This is a genomic window from Tolumonas auensis DSM 9187 (assembly GCF_000023065.1).
GTDB classification, from domain to species: domain Bacteria; phylum Pseudomonadota; class Gammaproteobacteria; order Enterobacterales; family Aeromonadaceae; genus Tolumonas; species Tolumonas auensis.
The window spans coordinates 251,242-268,520 of record NC_012691.1; the positions used below are offsets into that span (position 1 = coordinate 251,242).

Genomic DNA, 17,279 nt, shown 5'->3' on the forward strand with positions numbered 1-17,279 from the left:
TCACGTTATGCGTAACATATGTTACGTAACACAAATTTTAGTGATTCATCTCACAAAAATGAGTCAAATTTTATCGTTATATGGCATCACTTTCTTGATGTGAGTGGGGCTTTAAAGATGTTAAAAACAAATTCATGCGTTGTTAATGGTAAAAAAAATGTAAGCGTAGTATCTCAGGATGTTATTTATGAAAAGGATGGAACATTAGTCGAGGTGACTCGAGGTGGCATTTGCGGTTCTGATCTTCACTATTATCACAATGGGAAAGTTGGTAATTTTGAAGTTAAACAACCAATGATATTAGGTCATGAAGTTATTGGGATTATTAAAGAAACAGATTCTAATGGTTTGAAATTAAATCAGAGAGTTGCCATTAATCCAAGTAAGCCATGTGGTAAATGTAAATATTGTAAAGAGCACAATGAAAATCAATGTGTCAATATGAGGTTTTTTGGAAGCGCAATGTATTTTCCACATGTAAACGGTGGTTTTACTCAATATAAAATAGTTGATTCTAGTCAATGCGTACCATTTGGCGAAAAATCTGATGAAAGACGTATGGCATTTGCTGAGCCCCTTGCTGTTGCTATTCATGCAGCTAAACAAGCCGGAAATGTAGAAAATAAAAATATAATTGTTTCTGGTGTCGGCCCAATTGGATGTTTGCTGGTATCAGCACTTAAAGTGTTAGGTGCAAAAGAAATTGTATGCGTCGATGTTAGTGAAAAATCATTATCACTTGCAAAAAAAATGGGGGGTACAAAATTCATTAATACTGTAAATAGTAATTTAGATGAGTATAAAAATGAAAAGGGTTTCTTTGATATTGCATTTGAAGTTTCCGGACATCCTGATTCTTTAAAAAACTGCCTCTCAGTTACCCGGGCCAAGGGAACCATTGTTCAAGTAGGTATGGGGGGGGATATTCCTGAATTCCCTATCATGCAATTGATTGCAAAAGAAATTAAGCTTGTTGGTGCATTTCGTTTTAATGAGGAATTTTACACGTCAGTATCATGGTTAGATTCAAATAAAATAAATCCACTTCCACTATTAAGCGGTGAATTCCCATTTCAAGAATTAGAGACTGCATTGGATTTTGCATCAAATAAATCTTTGGCAGCGAAAGTACAATTAATTTTTAAAGGAGCTTAGGATGAAAAATTTATTTTCACTTTCAAATAAAAAGGTTTTAATAACTGGTTCAGCACAAGGAATTGGTTTTCTGTTGGCAACAGGTCTTGCAGATCAAGGTGCCGAAATTATTGTAAATGATGTAACACACGAAAAAGCTGAAACAGCTGTAAGCAAGTTGCGTGATTTAGGTTATACCGCATATCCAATGGCGTTTGATGTAACCAAGAAAAATGAAGTAGACAAAGCAATTGATAAAATTGAATCTGATATTGGTGCTATTGATGTATTAATTAATAATGCTGGAATTCAGAGACGCCATCCGTTTACTGAATTCCCTGAACAAGAATGGAATGATGTTATTTCTGTTAACCAAACAGCAGTTTTTCTGGTTTCACAAGCAGTTGCGAAAAAAATGATTAACAGAAAAGAAGGTAAAATCATTAATATTTGCTCCATGCAAAGTGAATTAGGTAGAGATACAATTACTCCTTATGCTGCATCTAAAGGCGCTGTAAAGATGTTGACAAGAGGTATGTGTGTTGAATTAGCAAGATATAATATTCAAATCAATGGTATTGCTCCTGGTTATTTCAAAACTGAAATGACTAAAGCATTAGTTGAGAATGAAGAATTTACTTCTTGGTTAACCAAAAGAACACCTGCTGCTCGTTGGGGTGATCCTGAAGAATTAATTGGTGCAGCAGTATTTTTATCCTCTAAGGCTTCAGATTTCGTGAACGGACATTTGTTATTTGTTGACGGTGGAATGCTCGTCGCAGTTTAAAAGTTGCAGGGCAGTTATTTTATAACTGCCCTATTAAGGAGAATATTATGCCTTTAGTTGTAATTGGAATTGGTGTCTGTTTGTTACTTTTACTAATGATTAAGTTCAAAGTAAATGGTTTCATCGCTTTGATCTTAGTGGCTGGATTAGTCGGCATTGGTGAAGGAATGACGCCGCTTACAGTTGTGAAATCAATCCAAACAGGAATTGGTGGAACCTTAGGGGGATTGGCCATGATCCTTGGGTTTGGAGCAATGGTCGGGAGGTTGATTTCAGATACTGGTGCTGCACAGAGAATCGCAACGACTTTAATTGAGACATTCGGTGAAAAATATGTTCAGTGGGCATTAGTCATCACTGGGCTAGCTGTTGGCTTAGCCATGTTCTATGAAGTTGGTTTTGTCTTATTGCTTCCATTAGTCTTCACTATTGTAGCCGCAGCAGGCATGCCTCTTTTATATGTTGGTATTCCAATGGTCGCAGCGCTATCTGTTACGCACTGTTTCTTACCTCCACATCCAGGTCCTACAGCAATTGCAACTATCTTTGGCGCAAATCTAGGAACAACGCTTCTTTATGGCTTAATAATTACAATTCCAACAGTAATTATTGCAGGTCCATTATTTTCTAAATTTCTTAAGAATTTTGAGAAAGAACCACCGAAGGGTTTGTTCAATCCTCGAGTATTTACTGAAGAAGAAATGCCAAGTTTTGGGATCAGCCTATTAGTTGCAATTATTCCTGTGGTTTTAATGGGTGCCGCAGCCATCTGTGAAATGACGTTACCGAAAGATAATCTATTAAGACAATCTCTAGAGTTTGTTGGTCATCCTGCTGTTGCTTTATTCGTTGCAATTATTCTTGCTATATTTTTCCTCGGTATGAGAAATGGCAAAAAAATTGATTCTGTAATGGATATTATCAGCGACTCTATCGGCGCTATATCTATGATTATGTTCATAATCGCTGGCGGTGGTGCGTTTAAGCAAGTATTAGTTGATAGTGGCGTCGGTACTTACATTGCAGACATTATGCGTGGCTCATCATTATCACCTCTATTGATGTGTTGGTGTGTTGCAGCAATGCTTCGTATTGCTCTTGGCTCTGCAACGGTCGCTGCAATTACAACTGCTGGTATCGTTCTACCTTTAATTCCTTTAACCCATGCAGATCCTGCTCTGATGGTTCTTGCCACAGGTGCTGGTAGTGTGATTGCGTCGCATGTTAATGATCCTGGTTTCTGGTTATTTAAAGGTTATTTCAATTTAAGTGTTGGTGAAACAATTCGTGTTTGGACTGTTATGGAAACACTGATATCAGTCTTGGGTTTAATCGGTGTCTTATCTTTAAACTCTTTTTTACACTAAAAACTATTTGAAGAGGAAGGTTTAGTAGTACTTCCTGTTTTGGTGATGTAATGAAAAATCATAGAATAACTCTACAAGATATTGCAAATCTGGCAGATGTCACAAAAATGACAGTAAGTCGCTATATTAAATCACCTAATTTGGTTGCTCCAGAAACTAGAAAACGAATATCTGAAATCATGGAGGAAATAAACTATATTCCTAATAGAGCACCATCTATGTTGTTGAATACAAAAAGTTATACGATAGGTGTTCTTATTCCATCATTTAGGAACCATTTGTTTTCTGATTTATTAGCTGGGATTGAATCAGTTACCACACCAAAACAATATCAAACCCTAATAGCGAATTATAACTATTCACCTGAGGAAGAAGAGGAGAAGATAATAAATCTACTATCGTACAATATAGATGGAATTATTTTATGCGAAAAGAATCATAGTATCAAAGCTGTCAAATACTTACGTTCATCTAATATACCAATCGTTGAGGTTATGGATTCTGAAGGTCCATGTTTAGATATGGAAGTCGGTTATGATAACAAAAAAGCATCTTTTGATATGACCAAAACAATGATTGAAAACAAAAAAAGAAAGCAAGTTGTTTATTTTGGATCGCAAGATGATAGAAGGGATGAGCTTAGGTTTCAAGGATATACTTTGGGTGTTAGAGAATATGGCCTGAAGCCTTATATTATATCTCCAAAAACGATTTCATCTATTGAAATTGGTGAATATCTTTGTAAGGAAGCATTTGAAAAATATCCTGGCATGGATGGAGCTATATGTACTAATGATGATATTGCTGTCGGTGTTCTTCTTTATTGCAAAAAAAATAAAATTTCCGTTCCTGATGAATTTTCAATTGCTGGTTTTAATGGTCTAGAAATTGGTAGAAGAATGATACCTAGTATTGCAAGTGTCGTGACACCAAGATTTCAAGTTGGTAAAACCGCAGCAGAGATTCTTCTAAATAAGATCACAAATGAAAATTTTAATTCGCACTCTATCGAGTTAGGTTATCAAATTTATTTAGGTGAAACCATTTAGTTTAAAGGGTGTAAATATGAATGATTTTTTTAAAGCAAACGGAATCATCTTGATGGGTGTATCCAGTACGGGTAAATCATCCGTTGGTGCGGCATTGGCGAAAGTTATCGGCGCAAAATTTATCGATGGTGATGATCTTCACCCTCGTAATAATATTTTGAAAATGTCCAATAAACAGCCATTAAACGATGATGACCGCTCTCCTTGGTTAGAACGTATCCGTGATGCCGCATTCAGTCTTGAGAAGAAGAATGAAACTGGGATCATCGTTTGTTCTGCACTGAAAAAGAAATATCGAGATCTGATCCGAGAAGGCAATGAACATGTCGCGTTCCTGCATCTGGCGGGTGATTTCGAGTTGGTGCTGGCTCGGATGCAGGCCCGCAAAGGACATTTCATGCCGGTTGAACTGTTAAAGAACCAATTTGAAACACTGGAATCCCCGGACGCTTCCGAACCGGATGTGATCCATATTGATATCGATGGCAATTTTGATGAAGTGGTGGACCGTTGTGTGACAGCAATCCATCAACGTGGCGAATAAGATTTTTGAGAGGGCAGTATGAAAAATGTGATTGAGCAGGTGACCCGCCGGATCGCCGAACGGAGTCATGAAACCCGCAGTCGTTATGTTGCGCGTATGAAAGCGCAGGCAGAAAACGGGAAAACCCGGACACATCTTTCTTGCGGGAATCTGGCGCATACCGTGGCGGCATGTTCTTCAATGCAAAAGAGCACCATTCTGGATTTCACCAAGGTGAACGTCGGCATCATCACTGCGTATAACGACATGCTGAGTGCACATGAGCCTTATGATGTCTATCCGCAGTTCATTAAGGACGCTCTTCGCAACGTCGGTCACAGTGCCCAGGTTGCCGGTGGTGTGCCTGCGATGTGTGATGGTGTGACGCAAGGTCAGGAGGGGATGGATGTATCGCTGTTTTCCCGTGAAGTCATTGCACAGGCGACCGCGGTTTCGCTCAGTCACAATACGTTTGATGCCACGCTACTGTTAGGGATTTGCGATAAGATTGCTCCGGGCCAACTCATGGGCGCGTTGTCGTTTGGTCATCTGCCAACGGCATTTGTCCCGGCCGGTCCGATGCCAACCGGTATCAGTAACGATGAGAAAGTGAAAGTCCGTCAGAAATATGCCGCGGGAGAAGTTGGCAAGGACGCGCTGCAAAAAATGGAATGTGGTGCCTACCATTCCTCAGGGACTTGTACGTTCTATGGTACCGCGAATACCAACCAACTGGTGTTTGAAGCGATGGGGCTGATGCTCCCTGGCTCTGCGTTCCTGCCGCCAAGTGTTGAGTTACGAGCCGCACTTACTGAACAAATTGTATTGCATATCACATCACAAGCAGACAGTGGTACGCTGTATCGTCCGCTCTGGCAGGTGATGGATGAGAAATCTATCGTCAATGGTCTGGTTGTGTTGCTGGCATCTGGTGGCAGTACCAACCATTCCATGCATCTGGTTGCTGTTGCCGCAGCGGCTGGTTATATCCTGACTTGGGATGACATCGATACGCTTTCGCAGGTCGTTCCACTGTTGGCAAAAATGTACCCAAATGGACCGGCAGATATCAACGATTTCCAAAACGCAGGTGGTGTGCCGACTCTCATGAAAGGGTTGGCGGAACGGGGTTTGCTGAATATGGATGCCACCCCTGTGTTTGGTTGTATGGAAGATTACCTCAAGACGCCGCATCTGAATGGTGGTGCAGTGGTCTATCGACCAGCAACGGATTCCAAAAATCCGGAAGTCATTGCTTTGCCGGGCACCTTCTTTAGTGCGCAGGGTGGTCTGAAAGTCGTCGACGGAAACCTCGGTCGTGGCGTCATTAAAATCAGTGCGGTTGCACCGGAACATCACTTTATTGAAGCGCCTGCCCGTGTGTTTGAGTCTCAACACGATGTGGAGAAAGCCTATCACGCAGGTGAATTTACTTCTGATGTGGTGATTGTCGTGCGTTTCAACGGCCCGGCTGCGAACGGGATGCCGGAGTTACATAAACTGATGCCTGTTCTGGGTAACCTGATGAAAGCCGGCTTAAAGGTAGCTTTAGTCACTGATGGTCGCCTTTCTGGTGCGTCAGGGAAAGTACCGGCAGTGATCCATATGTCACCGGAAGCACAACGTGGCGGACCATTAGCTAAAATTGCTACCGGTGATGTCATTCGAGTGGATGCTGCCAATGGCAAAATCGATGTATTGACCGACATTCAGGCGCGTGCACCGGCTCAGGTGGACTTAACCCGTGAGCATTTTGGTTCAGGCCGCGAACTGTTTTCCGTATTCCGTCAGGTTGTTTCCGGTGCGGAGCAAGGCGCAACGATTTTTAATTATTTGGGCTAACAGACAGGAGCCTGTATGAGCTGGCAAGTTGAACCAGCAGCGGTATTCGCTGCTTCCCCGGTGGTTCCGGTAATGGTGATCAAACGTGTGGAAGATGCAGTGCCGATGGCAAAAGCACTGGCAGAAGGTGGGATCACCGTGTTTGAAATTACCCTGCGGACCCCGGCTGCACTCGATGCAATCCGTGCCATTGCGGCCGCATTACCTGAAACGCAGGTTGGCGCTGGAACGGTACTGACACCGGAACAATATGATGCAGCGGTTGAAGCGGGGGCGAAGTTTATCATCTCTCCCGGCTATACCCGTACGCTGATGGAGCATGCGAAAAAAGGTCCGTCCCCGTTGATTCCGGGTGTGGCGACACCCTCGGAAATCATGACCGCCTTAGAGCTGGGTTATGATCACCTGAAGTTCTTCCCAGCGGAAGCGAATGGCGGCGCTGCTGCACTGAAAGCAATTGCAGCCCCCTTGGCACAAGTGAAATTCTGCCCCACAGGTGGCGTGAGCCCGAAAAACGTAGCAGATTATGTTGCTTTAGGTTGTGTTGCTACTGTGGGTGGCACCTGGATGTTGCCAGCCGATGCCATCAATACGGGCGATTGGGCAACCATTACCGAATTGACCCAAAAAGCTGTGGAGCTAGTAAATAGTTTAAGGCGCTAAGAAATATGCGAACAAGTCATCGGTTCAGGGAATAGAGTACTTGTTCGCACCTTCTACAGGTATGACATAACCTAAGTATAACTAAAAAAGTTTACAGAACTTCAATGTGAAAAACGGTAAACTTTGTTATAAGTTACTGAAATAAAATATTATTTATATCTAATCTTTACAAATTAACTCTAAGGTATTCGTCAGAACGGAATATCGTCATCGAAATCCATTGGCGGTTCGTTATAGGTTGGCTGCTGCTGTGCCGGTGCTGGTGCCGGAGTATAGCTACCTTGTGGTGCGGCTTGCTGCGGTGCGTAACCCGGGGTTGCGCCGCCCTGTGGAGCTGCTGCTGCCGGAGCGGATGGACGGCCCCAGTTACCTTGTTGTGGTTGCTGTGCCGGAGCACCCATATTGCCACCTTGTTGTGGAGCACCTGCGCCACGACCATCCAGCATCTGCATTTCATTGGCGATGATTTCGGTGGTGTAGCGTTTCTGGCCTTGCGGATCCTGCCATTCACGGGTTTGCAGACGACCTTCCAGATAAACTTTCGAGCCTTTACGCAGATATTCACCAGCGATTTCAGCCAGACGACGGTACAGCACGATCCGATGCCATTCAGTGCGTTCCTGCATTTGACCTTGCTGGTCTTTCCAGCTTTCGCTGGTGGCAACAGTGATATTGGCTACCGCATTGCCGTTTGGCATATAGCGCACTTCCGGGTCCTGACCCAGATTGCCAACGATGATGACTTTATTTACGCCTCTGGCCATGATCTGCTCCGTAAAAATTCGAATTCTATAGCTACCTATCTTAGCAATAATCGTCCCTAAAGTCAGATCGACAGCTATGACAGGCCGTAAATAGTTTGCGGGCCGGACATTAACATATTTGCAGCAATACTGGCTATTCATCCAGTGCTGGCTATGCCATACTTAAGTTTTGATATGGTTCACAGCTGGCATTCTATGGACAAGATCGAGATACGGGGCGCACGTACCCATAATCTGAAAAATATCAATCTGACGCTGCCGCGTGACAAGTTGATTGTAATCACCGGTCTTTCCGGTTCTGGCAAATCATCGCTGGCTTTCGACACATTATATGCGGAGGGGCAGCGCCGTTATGTTGAATCCCTTTCTGCCTACGCACGTCAGTTCTTAAGCCTGATGGAAAAACCCGATGTGGATCATATCGAAGGCTTATCGCCGGCGATCTCCATCGAACAGAAATCCACTTCGCATAACCCGCGTTCCACCGTCGGCACTATCACCGAAATCTACGATTACCTGCGCTTGCTGTATGCCCGCGTAGGTGAACCTCGTTGCCCGGAACACGACTTGCCGCTGGCAGCACAAACGATCAGCCAGATGGTGGATCGGGTGCTGGCGGAGCCGGAAAACCGCAAGATGATGATTCTGGCGCCGGTGGTGCGTAACCGTAAAGGGGAGCATAAGCAGCTGCTGGAAAGTCTGGCCGCGCAGGGTTATATCCGCGCCCGCATTGATGGTGAGGTCTGTGATCTTTCTGACCCGCCAACACTGGAACTGCAGAAGAAACATACCATCGAAGTGGTGGTCGATCGCTTCAAAGTCCGGCCGGATCTGCAACTGCGTCTGGCTGAATCCTTTGAAACGGCACTGCATTTATCCGGCGGACTGGTTTATGTTGCGGATATGGACGATGACAAAGCGCAACCGCTGATTTTCTCCGCGAACTTCGCCTGTCCGGAATGCGGCTATTCCCTGAGTGAACTGGAACCGCGGCTGTTCTCGTTCAACAACCCGGCCGGTGCCTGTCCGAGCTGTGATGGCTTGGGTGTGCAGCAATATTTTGATCCGCATAAAGTGGTGACCAATCCGGAACTGAGTCTGACCGGCGGCGCGATCCGTGGCTGGGATAAACGCAGTTTTTATTACTTCCAGATGCTGAAATCGGTCGCTGATCATTACAAGTTTGATCTGGATGAACCGTTTGATGCGCTGAGTCCGCAAGCGAAAAAAGTGGTGCTGCACGGCAGTGGCCACACCGCGATAGAATTCCGTTACATGAACGATCGTGGTGATGTGGTGGTGCGCAATCACCCGTTTGAAGGCGTGCTGCATAATATGGAGCGTCGCTACCGCGAAACCGAATCCAACAGTGTGCGCGAAGAGCTGGCGAAATATATCGCCAATCAGCCCTGTCCGAGCTGTCAGGGCAGCCGTTTGCGTCAGGAAGCGCGTCATGTGTATGTGACGGGCGTGACGTTGCCGCAGGTTTCCGAAATGTCGATCGGGGAAGCCCTGAACTTCTTCCGGAACCTGCAGCTGGACGGTCAGCGGGCGCAAATTGCCGAGAAAATCCTGAAAGAGATTATTGAACGTCTCGGTTTTCTGGTGAATGTCGGCCTGAACTACCTTTCCTTGTCCCGTTCCGCGGAAACACTCTCCGGTGGTGAAGCACAGCGTATTCGTCTGGCGAGCCAGATTGGGGCCGGCCTGGTCGGGGTGATGTATGTGCTGGATGAACCGTCCATCGGTCTGCATCAGCGTGACAATGAACGCTTGCTGGGTACTCTGTTCCATCTGCGTAATCTCGGTAACACCGTAATCGTGGTTGAACATGACGAAGATGCCATTCGTCATGCGGACTACGTGGTCGATATCGGTCCGGGGGCAGGGGTGCATGGCGGTGTGATTGTGGCGCAGGGCACACCGGCTGAGGTCATGGCAAATCCGGATTCAGTGACCGGTGAATATCTCTCCGGACGCAAGAAGATTGCGATCCCGGCAGAGCGTCGTCCCACCGGTGACAAATGGCTGAAGCTGCTGGGTGCCAGTGGTAACAACCTGAAAAAAGTCGATTTGCATATTCCTGTCGGCGTGATGACCTGTGTCACCGGGGTGTCCGGTTCCGGTAAATCGACGTTGATCAACGATACTTTGTTCCGTATTGCGCACCGTGATTTGAACGGTGCCACGGTTGAGAAGCCAGCGCCGTATCTGGATATTCAGGGGATGGACTATCTGGACAAGGTTGTGGATATCGACCAGAGCCCGATTGGTCGGACGCCGCGTTCGAATCCGGCAACCTATACCGGGCTGTTTACACCGATCCGTGAGTTGTTTGCGGCGACGCAGGAAGCGCGTTCGCGGGGTTATGCGCCGGGGCGTTTCTCGTTTAACGTCAAAGGTGGGCGTTGCGAGGCTTGTCAGGGTGACGGCGTGATCAAGGTGGAGATGCACTTCCTGCCGGATGTGTATGTACCCTGTGATGTCTGTAAGGGCAAACGCTATAACCGTGAAACACTGGAAGTAACATATAAAGGTAAGACCATTCACGAAGTGCTGGATATGACGGTCGAGGATGCGCGGGCATTCTTTGATGCGGTACCGGCGCTGGCGCGGAAGTTACAGACGCTGATGGAGGTGGGGCTGTCTTATATTCGCCTCGGTCAGTCGGCGACAACACTCTCCGGTGGTGAAGCGCAGCGCGTCAAACTGGCAAAAGAGTTGTCGAAACGCGATACCGGCCAGACCTTGTATATTCTGGATGAACCAACCACGGGTCTGCATTTCCACGATATTCAACAGTTGCTGAATGTACTGGAAAAACTGCGTGATAATGGTAATACCATTGTGATCATCGAACACAATCTGGATGTGATTAAAACCGCGGACTGGATTGTCGATCTGGGACCGGAAGGCGGCTCGGGTGGCGGGATGATCCTCACGGAAGGCACACCGGAACAGGTCGCTGAGTGTGCCGAATCGCATACTGCCCGTTTCCTGAAACCGCTGCTGGAACGCGACCGGGCATAATAAAAAAGCGCAATAAAAAGGGCCGGTGTCATAACCGGCCCTTTGTCTTTCTGTATCCGGCGAAATTATTTCACTGTGCTGCGAATAATGCCTTCCAGGAATTGTTTGAAGTTATCACCATGATGTTCCAGCAGTTTCGGGAACATGGAGATCGGGGTCATCCCCGGGAAGGTGTTGATTTCGTTCAGCAGGATCTCGTTATCTTCGGTCAGGAAGAAATCGATACGCGACAGATCTTTTAAGCCCAGCTGAGTGAAGGCTTTCAGTGCATATTCACGAATGGTGCTGATCTGTGCATCGCTCAGACCCGGCGCTTCCAGATAAGTCGTTGAATTACTGCCTGAACTGTATTTTTCTTCATAGCTGTAGAAGCTGTCGCTTGGTGTGGCGATTTCACCCGGACGGGTTGCGACCAGCTGGTCGTTATAACGGTAAACGGCGACTTCCAGCTCGCGTGGGCGAACGGCTTTTTCAACCAGCACCTGATCGGAATAACCAAAGGCGGCATTCACCGCTTCAGACAGTTTGGCGGCATCGGTTACTTTATAGCAACCCACGGAAGAGCCCTGACTGGCGGCCTTAACAAATACGGCGCCCCAGTTACGGAATGCGGTATGTGCCTGCGCATGTGCGGCTTCATTGTTATCAGACAGGAACAGAAACGGCGTGTTCGGAATATCCAGCGCGGATAACCACAGCTTGGTACTGACTTTGTTAAAGCAAAGTTTGCTGCCTTCGGAGCCACAGCCCAGATAAGGCAGGCCGATCAATTCCAGCATCGACTGAATATCACCGGTTTCACCAGGGAAGCCGTGAATACAAGGCACCACGAAATCAACGGGTTTGGCTTCGTTGGCGAAATGCAGCTGACGATCCATACCCAGATGGCAGGAACGGCCATCGTTGGTCTGCCAGTGATCCGGGAATAGTTCAACGCGGGTCACGCTGACTTCGGCCAGCTCTTTCAGCTGGCTTTCCAGATAGTTAGCACTCAGCAGAGAAATCTCATGCTCACTGCCGCCACCGCCGCACAGCAGCAGTACGTGAAGGTGTTTCATCTTAATATCCTTTACAATTGGCTGGTGGGTCGCCCGCTCCCGGCGGCCGCATGTCCGCAGTCTAACAAGCCTGATCCGGCAGGGCAAAGCCTTCGGACACATTTCCCGGTAATTGGCGCCGGATCCGGGAGTCATGTATTACTCTTTGCTGGCAGAACAGGAACGTATTATGTGGCAGAAAGCAGGTGGATTATTGCTGGTCAGTCTTCTGGCCGGATGTGCACAAGAAGCCGCCTCTCCGGTGTTGCAACCGCAGGGGGAATATCGGTTATTACCGCTGGAAACCACGCGGCGGCAGGTCGATGAGCTGCTGCAGGGAAAGCCGGAGACGGTAATTGCTGTGCAGACCAAGCCGAATGAGGTGACACCGCCGGTATTGTTTGCGCTGGCCTATCAGCTGTATCAGCAACAGCACTATCACGATGCGATGTTCTGGTTCTATACCGCGCAATTGCGTGCCCGCAGCGATGCTAACAAGTCGCTGGATCCGTCGGTGCAGCAAGGGGTAACCAAACTCAGCGAACAGTTTGGCACCGGCATTTCCGCGTATGCGCTCAGTCATCCGGCCGAAATGGAACGTGCGATGGTGCAGGCGTTGCGCTGGGATAAAACTGCTCAGCGGCGCTACAACCCGCGCTGGGTCGCGTTGCATGGCAGTGAGGTACAGACCAGTCGGGAATATGCTTTTCTGCCGATGGAACGCTGGCCGCAGATCGACCAGCTGACCCATCGTGAATATGCGCGGGGGTTTGCGAAATTGATGGTGTCGTTGCGCGGTCCGTCAGGTTTTTCGCTGTCCGACTAGCCAGATCCCGGTTAACACCACACAGACACCTGCCCACTGAACCGGGCTCAGGTGTTCATCCAGAATACCGATACTCAGGAAGATGGTGAGGATGGGGCCAACGCTGCCTATCAGCGCGGTTTTCCCCGCGCCGATGCGCGCCATCGCCGCCGCCAGCGCATAAATAGGTAACACGGTGGCGACCAGCGCCATGATCATGCCATAACCCCAGACGGGTAAGGGTTGATGGAGCAATGTCTCTACAGGGCGGGTCAGCAGATAATGTACAAACATCGCCAGTGCCGAGATGGTCAGGCCGAGCTCGGCAAAACGCATGGCGCCAATCCGCCTGATGACAGCAGGGCTCCAGGTCAGATAAAACGCATAGGTGACCGTACTGGCGACCACAAAGAATATTCCGAGCAGATCCAGCCGTGCACCGGCAAAATCAGGCGTCAGCACCAGCACCATGCCGCAATAGGTCAGCGCCATTGCCGACCACATACGACGGCTGATGCTGGTTTTCATCAGCCAGGCGGAAAGCAACACGGTCAGCGTGGGGTATAAACACAAGATCAGGCGTTCGATACTGGCACTGACGGTTTCCAGCCCGAGAAAATCCAGCAGACTGGATAAGTAATAACCGAGTAAGCCCAGCAGAATGATCATGCCGCGGTCATGCCATGATAAGGCAGTGGCCGGTGACTTTCGCAGCAGACGCATGGTGGCGATTAATGGTAAGACCAATAACAGGCGGATGGTCACCAGCGTGGTGCCATCAACACCATAGCGGTAGGCGAGCTTGACGAAAATCGCCTTGCAGGCAAAACCGGTCGCGGCCAGAATTGCCAGCAGCAAGCCGGTCAGATAGTCAGATTGATTCATCAGTTATTTTGCTTCTGGCAGCAGCTTTAACAGATCGCGGATGTCCTGCAGCATCAGGTGTGGCAGCGTGTGTAATGTACGCCAGTCCTGTCCCTGTGCGTTAACCCAGGCAGCCTGATAGCCGTTTCTTATCGCCCCGAATACATCGGTAGTGACGTCATCACCGACATGCAGGATCTGCTGCGGTTTTAATTTAAGCTGGGCGGCCATCATGCGGAACATATCCGGTGCCGGTTTCATCTTCCGGCCATTACCCGCTTTCAGCACATGCTTAAAGTGACCATCCAGTCCGATCCGTTCCAGCAGGACGTTCCCGTTGGTGATCACCACCAGTGGGAAATGGCGGCTGAGCTGCTTCAGCACTTCAATAGATGCGTCAGGTACGGTGACCCGGGAGCGCACTTCGAGAAATTCGGCAAAACAGCGTTTGGCTTCAGCCTGTGCTTCTTCGATTGGCATACCGCCCCGTTGCAGACCGACTTCCAGCATCATCAGACGACAGCGGCTGACATCATCGTGCAGTGACGGATCGGCTTTCTGCAGTTCATGTTTTAACTGCAGCCACCATGCCCGGTCGTACATGGCACTGGCGAGATACTGGTCGCGCATATGCTCCACCATCCACTGCTCAGCATTTTCTATTACCGGACGGTTGTCGTAGAGCGTGTCATCAAGATCAAAGCTGATGGCGCGAATGTCCTGTAAACGACGGAAAAACTGCATGGCGGGCTCCGGAGATGAATATCAATCTATGGTAACCCCATTTGCGACCGGCAGACTATCTGCTTCTCAGGTCGGGGCGGAATTGTTTGCCGCGATACCCCGTTCCGGTCCGATGATCTTACAGAAGCGCTGCACGATATGCTGGGCCTGCCGGACAATGGCTTCGCAGTGATCCAAGCCCGGACCGGTACGCCACGAGGCGGCCTGCGTCAGCATTGACAGCGAACCCGGCTGAGTGTTGTCTATGTTCAGGATGATCAGCGAGCCGTTCGCCAGTTGTTCACGTACCAGCGCCGGCGGGATCACTCCGATACCGAATCCATCTTCGATCAGCCGGATCATGGCCGCGAAGGAGTTTACACAGCTGACCCGGGGGGAGGTGATGCCATTCACATGCAGCAGACTCAGAATATCCTGATGCGGACGAGAGTTGGCGACAAAGGTGATGAGCCGCTCTTTTGCCAGCTCCTGCAGTGACGTGAACTGACGGTTATAGGGAGAGTTGGCTGCCACAATCCAGCGCATCGGATAGCGGGCCAGTTCCAGATTACGAATAGACTCCAAACGAATCTGGTCGGCCTGAAACGCGATATCCAGATAGCCTTTCTGTAGCTGGTTTGCCAGCCCGCGCGCGCCGTCAACGCTGATTTCCACTTCCAGATGCGGATAATGCTCGGTGATCCAGGATATCAATTCGATAAACCAGGTATGTACGACGGAATCGATCGCACCGATACGGACTTTGCCTTCATAGCCGTTGGCCTGACTGAGTGACATGCGCAGGGCATGAGCTTTGCCGACTATCTGCTCGGCATATTCCCGCACCTTTTCACCATCCGGTGTCAGGCGTACCCCTTTGCTGTCACGCACGAACAGTTTGACGTCCAGTTCTTCTTCCAGGACGGCTATCCGGTTGGAAATAGAAGCCTGGGTAGTGAACAATTTTTCCGCAGTCAGACGGAAGCTATTCAGTCGGGCAACCCACAAAAATGTTTCCAGAAAACGAACGTTCACATTAACCCCTTGAAACGCCGATGCTTATACCGCCTGCCTTCAGACGAGTGCTGCATAATTTGCGCCAAATCTGGTGAAAAGTTTTTCTTATCACTGGCTATGAAAATTAGTCGTTAGACAGTTTTCTACTTTGTTACGGATAATTATAAAAAACACCGCCAATCTCAGTATTCGCAGAGTTTTTCACCATGAAAATATACTTTCATGGTTCGGGCTATGTATTCCCGCTAAGAACCAGAGAACAATCATGAGCAGTGACAGTAGTAGCAGCGCATACTATAAAGATACGTTAACCATTCAACAACCGCCGATCATTCAGCAAAAAGCATTAAGCCGCCGCGAGAAATGGATCCCCGTGATTTATGCGTGCCTGCTGATTGCTGTTGGTCAGACCGGGATGAGCTTGTTGTTGCCCGCGTTACCTGCGATGCAGCAGGATCTGCATGTCTCTTCACAAATGACACAATGGCTGGTCTCTGCTTATTTGCTGGGTTTTGGCCCGTCGCAGCTGTTCTATGGCCCGTTATCAGATATGTATGGTCGCCGTCCGGTATTACTGGCCGGTCTGATGATTACCTTCTCCGGTATTCTACTGTGTTTGTTTGCTCATGAAAGCGCCACGCTGATTATTCTCGGTCGCGTTTTGCAAGGTATTGGTGCCGGCTGCACCTCTGTTATTGCCCGTGTGTCGCTGCGTGATCGTTATGAAGGTGCGCATCTGCGGCAGGCGATGGCGTATTTCGGCATTGTGATGGCATTTGTGCCGACTATCACGCCGCTGGCCGGGGGTTACCTGACCACGCATTTCAGCTGGATCAGTATCTTTTTCACCATGGCCGGTTATCTGGGGCTGTTGTGGGTCTTGCTGTTTTATCGTTTTGAAGAGACGCATGCACCTGAACCGGCAGAAGATCGTGCGCATGCGGCTGATTTTGTGCACCAGTACTGGCTGTTACTGAAGAGTGATCACTTTCGCTGTTACTCCGGTGTGGTGAGCATCCAGTATGCGCTGAACATATTTTCTATCTCTGTCATGCCATTCATCATGCAGATCATGGTGGGCATGAGTGCGGATACCTATGGCCGCTGGACTTTGCTGCCCGCTGTTTCGCTGGTGCTGGGTGGTGTGCTGGCCAGTAAAACCCGTCACTATTTTTCTAAAGAGAGCGTCTTGCAGGCTGCAGCGGCGCTGCAACTGATATCCGGTTTAAGCATGTTGCTGCTGCCGCATACGGCGCTGTTGATGATGCTGGGATTGTCACTGTTTGCCTTCGGCAATGGGGTGGCATTTCCGAATGCACTCTCCAGTTTGCTGGAGCCGTATAAACGTACCGCGGGTACGGCCACTGCACTGGCCGGTGCCAGCCAGATGCTGATTGCTTCTTTCAGCTCTGCGCTGCTGGTCAGCCTTGGCATCACGTCGATTCTGGGTCTGGGAATGGTGATCTTACTGGGGAGTTCGGTGCTGTTATATCTGACCCGACATGCCCGGGATACCGTTCCTGCCAGCGATGATTGGCATTCACACCATCATCCTGTCCATCACTGAGTTCCTTTGTAGAAACGCTTAATTAAGCGGACCTTTAGCGGCGAGAAGTCTCCTCTCGCCGCTCTTTTTTTCTGTTCCGGAAAATTTCCGTTAAGCTACAGCAAAAA

General features: G+C 48.4%; 15 protein-coding genes. 10 read left to right on the forward strand and 5 right to left on the reverse strand.

Features of this window, described 5'->3' with window-relative positions; genetic code table 11:
• Positions 1 to 18: 18 nt before the first annotated feature.
• From idnD to TOLA_RS01220, 7 genes are read left to right on the forward strand one after another with little or no spacing between them, the layout of a single operon-like run.
• A complete protein-coding gene (idnD, locus tag TOLA_RS01190) occupies positions 19 to 1,155 on the forward strand; it encodes an L-idonate 5-dehydrogenase (RefSeq protein WP_012728452.1) in 1,137 nt (378 codons plus the stop codon).
• A gap of 1 nt (position 1,156) precedes the next feature.
• Entirely contained in the window at positions 1,157 to 1,921 is a 765-nt protein-coding gene (idnO, locus tag TOLA_RS01195; RefSeq protein WP_012728453.1) for a gluconate 5-dehydrogenase, read from the forward strand.
• A 47-nt stretch (positions 1,922 to 1,968) separates the two neighbouring features.
• Positions 1,969 to 3,288, forward strand: coding sequence for a gluconate:H+ symporter (locus tag TOLA_RS01200; protein ID WP_012728454.1), 1,320 nt, complete (start codon positions 1,969 to 1,971; stop codon positions 3,286 to 3,288).
• Between the two features lie 50 nt (positions 3,289 to 3,338).
• Positions 3,339 to 4,337 carry a DNA-binding transcriptional regulator IdnR gene (idnR, locus tag TOLA_RS01205; RefSeq protein WP_012728455.1) on the forward strand — a complete coding sequence of 333 codons (999 nt, stop codon included), beginning with the start codon at positions 3,339 to 3,341 and terminating at the stop codon, positions 4,335 to 4,337.
• A 16-nt stretch (positions 4,338 to 4,353) separates the two neighbouring features.
• On the forward strand, positions 4,354 to 4,881 hold the full coding sequence (locus TOLA_RS01210; protein ID WP_012728456.1) for a gluconokinase: 528 nt from the start codon (positions 4,354 to 4,356) through the stop codon (positions 4,879 to 4,881).
• 18 nt (positions 4,882 to 4,899) lie between these two features.
• A complete protein-coding gene (gene edd, locus TOLA_RS01215) occupies positions 4,900 to 6,702 on the forward strand; it encodes a phosphogluconate dehydratase (RefSeq protein ID WP_012728457.1) in 1,803 nt (600 codons plus the stop codon).
• A gap of 15 nt (positions 6,703 to 6,717) precedes the next feature.
• A complete protein-coding gene (locus TOLA_RS01220) occupies positions 6,718 to 7,365 on the forward strand; it encodes a bifunctional 4-hydroxy-2-oxoglutarate aldolase/2-dehydro-3-deoxy-phosphogluconate aldolase (RefSeq protein ID WP_012728458.1) in 648 nt (215 codons plus the stop codon).
• Between the two features lie 191 nt (positions 7,366 to 7,556).
• On the opposite strand, the gene ssb is transcribed toward TOLA_RS01220, so the two are convergent.
• Positions 7,557 to 8,132 carry a single-stranded DNA-binding protein gene (gene ssb, locus TOLA_RS01225; protein WP_171804925.1) on the reverse strand — a complete coding sequence of 192 codons (576 nt, stop codon included), beginning with the start codon at positions 8,130 to 8,132 and terminating at the stop codon, positions 7,557 to 7,559.
• 192 nt (positions 8,133 to 8,324) lie between these two features.
• Here ssb and uvrA point away from each other — a divergent pair, with 192 nt between their 5' ends.
• A complete protein-coding gene (gene uvrA / locus TOLA_RS01230) occupies positions 8,325 to 11,159 on the forward strand; it encodes an excinuclease ABC subunit UvrA (RefSeq protein ID WP_012728460.1) in 2,835 nt (944 codons plus the stop codon).
• Positions 11,160 to 11,224: 65 nt separating this feature from the next.
• On the opposite strand, the gene TOLA_RS01235 is transcribed toward uvrA, so the two are convergent.
• Positions 11,225 to 12,217 carry a D-alanine--D-alanine ligase gene (locus TOLA_RS01235; RefSeq protein WP_012728461.1) on the reverse strand — a complete coding sequence of 331 codons (993 nt, stop codon included), beginning with the start codon at positions 12,215 to 12,217 and terminating at the stop codon, positions 11,225 to 11,227.
• A gap of 133 nt (positions 12,218 to 12,350) precedes the next feature.
• Between TOLA_RS01235 and TOLA_RS01240 the strand changes: the two genes are divergently transcribed.
• On the forward strand, positions 12,351 to 13,022 hold the full coding sequence (locus TOLA_RS01240; protein ID WP_012728462.1) for a hypothetical protein: 672 nt from the start codon (positions 12,351 to 12,353) through the stop codon (positions 13,020 to 13,022).
• Here TOLA_RS01240 and TOLA_RS01245 read toward each other — a convergent pair.
• From TOLA_RS01245 to TOLA_RS01255, 3 genes are all read right to left on the reverse strand, one after another.
• Complete coding sequence (locus tag TOLA_RS01245) at positions 12,999 to 13,886, reverse strand: DMT family transporter (protein ID WP_012728463.1); 888 nt, start codon at positions 13,884 to 13,886, stop codon at positions 12,999 to 13,001. The genes TOLA_RS01240 and TOLA_RS01245 overlap by 24 nt on opposite strands.
• Before the next feature lie 3 nt (positions 13,887 to 13,889).
• The gene (locus TOLA_RS01250) at positions 13,890 to 14,609 is read right to left on the reverse strand and encodes an HAD-IA family hydrolase (protein WP_012728464.1); all 720 of its coding nucleotides are present in this window, start codon (positions 14,607 to 14,609) and stop codon (positions 13,890 to 13,892) included.
• A gap of 66 nt (positions 14,610 to 14,675) precedes the next feature.
• Positions 14,676 to 15,623, reverse strand: a complete 948-nt coding sequence (locus TOLA_RS01255; protein WP_012728465.1) for a LysR family transcriptional regulator — start codon at positions 15,621 to 15,623, stop codon at positions 14,676 to 14,678.
• A gap of 247 nt (positions 15,624 to 15,870) precedes the next feature.
• Here TOLA_RS01255 and TOLA_RS01260 point away from each other — a divergent pair, with 247 nt between their 5' ends.
• Complete coding sequence (locus tag TOLA_RS01260; RefSeq protein ID WP_012728466.1) at positions 15,871 to 17,172, forward strand: multidrug effflux MFS transporter; 1,302 nt, start codon at positions 15,871 to 15,873, stop codon at positions 17,170 to 17,172.
• The last annotated feature ends 107 nt before the right edge of the window (positions 17,173 to 17,279 follow it).

Coding starts and splice junctions, on each gene's coding strand:
- uvrA (WP_012728460.1), top strand. CDS start 8,325: ATGGACAAGATCGAGATACGGGGCGCACGTACCCATAATCTGAAAAAT.
- TOLA_RS01220 (WP_012728458.1), top strand. CDS start 6,718: ATGAGCTGGCAAGTTGAACCAGCAGCGGTATTCGCTGCTTCCCCGGTG.
- TOLA_RS01250 (WP_012728464.1), bottom strand. CDS start 14,609: ATGCAGTTTTTCCGTCGTTTACAGGACATTCGCGCCATCAGCTTTGAT.
- TOLA_RS01245 (WP_012728463.1), bottom strand. CDS start 13,886: ATGAATCAATCTGACTATCTGACCGGCTTGCTGCTGGCAATTCTGGCC.
- TOLA_RS01260 (WP_012728466.1), top strand. CDS start 15,871: ATGAGCAGTGACAGTAGTAGCAGCGCATACTATAAAGATACGTTAACC.
- idnO (WP_012728453.1), top strand. CDS start 1,157: ATGAAAAATTTATTTTCACTTTCAAATAAAAAGGTTTTAATAACTGGT.
- TOLA_RS01235 (WP_012728461.1), bottom strand. CDS start 12,217: ATGAAACACCTTCACGTACTGCTGCTGTGCGGCGGTGGCGGCAGTGAG.
- TOLA_RS01240 (WP_012728462.1), top strand. CDS start 12,351: ATGTATTACTCTTTGCTGGCAGAACAGGAACGTATTATGTGGCAGAAA.
- TOLA_RS01210 (WP_012728456.1), top strand. CDS start 4,354: ATGAATGATTTTTTTAAAGCAAACGGAATCATCTTGATGGGTGTATCC.
- edd (WP_012728457.1), top strand. CDS start 4,900: ATGAAAAATGTGATTGAGCAGGTGACCCGCCGGATCGCCGAACGGAGT.
- idnD (WP_012728452.1), top strand. CDS start 19: ATGTTACGTAACACAAATTTTAGTGATTCATCTCACAAAAATGAGTCA.
- idnR (WP_012728455.1), top strand. CDS start 3,339: ATGAAAAATCATAGAATAACTCTACAAGATATTGCAAATCTGGCAGAT.
- TOLA_RS01200 (WP_012728454.1), top strand. CDS start 1,969: ATGCCTTTAGTTGTAATTGGAATTGGTGTCTGTTTGTTACTTTTACTA.